At 54.8% G+C, this 3484-nt stretch carries 4 protein-coding genes; 3 read left to right on the top strand and 1 reads right to left on the bottom strand.

Annotated features, from left to right (window positions below; all coding sequences use genetic code 11):
• Together DM995_RS17730 and DM995_RS17725 are read left to right on the top strand one after the other, a co-directional pair.
• Positions 1–453, top strand: a 453-nt coding sequence (locus DM995_RS17730) for a TetR/AcrR family transcriptional regulator (RefSeq protein ID WP_157973310.1), incomplete at its 5' end; no start/stop codon positions are given.
• Positions 454–525: 72 nt separating this feature from the next.
• Positions 526–1290 carry an SDR family NAD(P)-dependent oxidoreductase gene (locus tag DM995_RS17725; protein WP_232824524.1) on the top strand — a complete coding sequence of 255 codons (765 nt, stop codon included), beginning with the start codon at positions 526–528 and terminating at the stop codon, positions 1288–1290.
• 20 nt (positions 1291–1310) lie between these two features.
• On the opposite strand, the gene DM995_RS17720 is transcribed toward DM995_RS17725, so the two are convergent.
• Entirely contained in the window at positions 1311–1979 is a 669-nt protein-coding gene (locus DM995_RS17720) for a nitroreductase (protein ID WP_116970561.1), read from the bottom strand.
• Positions 1980–2005: 26 nt separating this feature from the next.
• Between DM995_RS17720 and DM995_RS17715 the strand changes: the two genes are divergently transcribed.
• The coding region (locus tag DM995_RS17715; RefSeq protein ID WP_232824523.1) for an aldehyde dehydrogenase family protein at positions 2006–3484 on the top strand (1479 nt) is incomplete at its 3' end.

The following is a 3484-nucleotide window of genomic DNA, read 5'->3' as shown; positions in this document are numbered from 1 at the left end:
CTGCGAGAAGGTGCAGCGGCTGCCAGCGTAAAGACGATCGCTGCCGAGGCAGGCGTCAACCACGGGCTCATCCATCATCATTTTGGGTCAAAAGAAGCCTTGATGATTGCCGTGCACGAACAGATGCCGTTCGAACTTCCGATCCTTAAGCGGCAAGATGTCGAGGAAGATGCGCGCATGCTGATGCACGCAATGTTTCGGCAGCAACGCGTGTCGCTCGAACTGTTGACGCTTTCCTACCAGATGCCCGCGCTCAATGCGCGCATGCGTTCGCGCGTCCAGCAAGTTTTTGAGGGGTATCGAACCGTACTTGGTGAGCATTCGATTGCTCAGTTGACAGAATTCGGGGCAACGATATTGGGTTTGGCCGTGTATAGCGATGTGCACGCAGACCTGCCTGTGGCCGACGCTCTCAAAAATTTGCTCCGTCGATACATCGACTACCCCGACTGATAAATCCGCGTGAGAGCACCGACGTGTTGCTCTTTATCGCTAATTAAGTTAGTCGCCCGACTAACAACAAATTTGGGAGAACGCTTGATGCGGTTCGTGGGAAAAACTGTGCTTGTGACCGGGGCGCGTGGTGGCATCGGGGCTGAAATCGTTAGGCAGTTCTTGAACGAAGGTGCTCTGGTTGCTGCGACCGACATAGCGCACGCTGTTCCAACCGAATGCGAAAATGAACGCCTGATCCACGTTCCACTCGACGTATGTAGTGAAACGCAATGGGCCAGCGCAGTTGCTACCGTCCTAACAAAATGGAAAAAGCTCGACGTTCTTGTCAATAATGCTGGCCGGATGCCATTCGGCGACATGGAATCGATCAGTCTCGATCAGTGGCGCTCAACCCATGCTATTAATCTGGAAGGCGTATTTCTCGGCACGTTGGCGGCGATAAATACGATGAAAAGATCAGGCGGCGGCGCGATCGTCAACATCTCGTCTATATTAGGGATAGTTGGCGATCCGCGGGTGGCTGACTATAGCTCCGCGAAAGCGGGGGTACGTAACTTCACAAAATCGTCGGCGCTCGATTGTGCGAGGAAAGGTTACGGGGTTCGGGTCAATTCGATTCATCCAGGCTACATTCGCACTGGAATGATTCTTAAGCCCGCGGCAGATGCCGGCGATATCGAAGGCAAAATGGAAACCGGTATCGCGAAGCATCCGATTGGAAGGCTCGGACTTCCGGAAGATGTTGCCAATGCAGTGCTTTTTTTGGCGAGCGACCAAGCCTCATTTATTACGGGGGCAGAACTGCCAGTCGATGGAGGCTATTTGGCGCAGTGACGCATGAAATTCGTCAGAGTTCAGACTCCAAGAAATTCGGCAAATTCGTCAACCTCTGCCCGGTCGGACCTCATCGCATTGACCGGATGGTCTGCGGCATAGCCCAGCGCCATGCCGCAATAAACCAGTTCATCAGCGTTTAACTGGAAATAGCCGTGCAGCTGCCCCCTGAATCGGACCCATGCTTCCTGGGGGCATGTTGCTAGGCCGCGCTCCGTCGCCATAAGCATCAACGATTGCATGAACATCCCCAAATGCGCCCATTGACCATGGCCCATGCCGCGCTCGATGATGAAAAATAGACCGATGGGAGCACCAAAAAACCGGTAGTTATTGGTGAGCCAACCAAGTCGGGCCGGTTTGTCATCGCGCCGGATCCCAAGGATTGCGTACATATCCTCGCCCACTTTGAATCGGCGGTCACGATAGGGAGTCGAGAGATCGGCAGGATAAACAGAGTGCTCGCCTTCCTCCGAAGGCCTACCGAGCTTGATAGCGTCACAAGCGAGGTTGATTACAGCCTCACACGCAGAACCGCTTACGACCTTCACCTTCCAAGGTTGCAAGTTTCCCCCTGAAGGTGTCCAGCGTGACGCCTCGAGCAAGTCTCGGACCAAAGATAGGGGCACAGACTTATCTGCGAAAACGCGGGTGGAGCGTCTCTCATATAGTGCCCCTTCGACTGTCATAATTGCTCTTGTCCGATTGAAAAATCTTGCCTCGTGGCGAAACAAACATTAGTCAGTCGACTAACAAAGCCACATCACTTTTCAAGGAAATTGCGATGCTCGAATATGGCGCTCTAATTGACGGCGCAGTCACAACAGGTGGCCCATATATGGAGGTTATCAACCCCGCCACTGGAGACGCGTTTGCGCGTGCCCGTAATTGCACGGACAGCGATCTCAATACAGCTGTTGCAGCGGCCCGGAGAGCCTATCCGGCGTGGCGCGACCTCGCGCGCACTGAGCGCGCCGCCTGTCTGGCTAAGGCGGCCGAAGTTATCCGTGCACACATGTCGGAACTGGGCGAGCTTCAAACGCTCGAGCAAGGAAAAATCCTGAACGATTCACTGATCGAGGCGGGCGCGGCGGCGCATTGGTTCGCTACGGCTGCAAACATTCCTTTTCCTGAATCGACCAATGAAGACAGCGAAGGCCGCCTCAATCGCACTGTCTATGGCCCGCTTGGCGTGGTTGCTGCGATTGTGCCGTGGAATGTTCCGCTCTTGCAGGTCGGTTTCAAAGTTCCGCTTGCTCTCTATGCCGGCAACACTGTCATCTTGAAGCCCTCACCTTTCACACCGATTGCGACACTTCGATTGGCGGCTTTGCTCGCTGAAGTATTCCCGGCTGGGGTATTCAATGTCTTGTCCGGCGATGACAGTTTGGGTCCCAAAGTGACAGCGCACCCGGGCATCGACAAGATAAGCTTCACCGGTTCGACGGCCACGGGCAGGAAGATCATGGAGAATGCTTCCGCCGAACTGGTTCGCGTCACGCTAGAGCTTGGTGGCAACGATGCCGCGATCGTGCTCGATGATGTTGATGTGGAAGCGGCTGCGAAATCGCTTTTTGCCGCATCCTGTCGCAATACGGGGCAACTGTGCGTGGCTGCCAAGCGCATCTTTGTCCAGGAGAGCATTTACCCTGCCTTTGGCGCGGCGTTCAAATCGGTTGCTGATGCTCAAAAGATCGGGAACGGCCTTGACGCCGAAACCACTATGGGCCCGATCCAGAACAAGCGCCAGTTTGATCGGCTCAGCGCGATCGCGGCGACAATCAAGAAAGAAGGGTATACCTTGATCAAGGATGGCGGACCGCGTGAAGGGCCGGGGCTTTTCTTTGATCCGATGATTGTCGACAATCCGCCAGAAAGCTCTCAAATCGTCAGCGATGAGCAGTTCGGTCCGATCGTACCCTTGCTTTCGTTCAAGACCGTTGACGAAGTTGTCGAACGGGCCAATGCGTCGCCTTACGGTCTCGCTGCCTCTGTGTGGACCAAAGACCTCAATCAGGCAGCCCAGATTGCAGACCGTCTTGAAGCCGGAACCGTGTGGATCAACGAGATATTCCATTTCTCGCCCATGGTTCCATTCGGTGGCCACAAAGATTCAGGCATTGGGGCGGAAAGTGGGGTGGACGGTCTGAAGGCATTCCTCCAGCCAAAGACAATCAGCATGAATCGCGGGCCA

The sequence above is a fragment of the Blastomonas sp. UPD001 genome, assembly GCF_003426715.1.
GTDB lineage: Bacteria > Pseudomonadota > Alphaproteobacteria > Sphingomonadales > Sphingomonadaceae > Blastomonas.
This window is presented reverse-complemented; position numbering and strand designations above follow the sequence as displayed.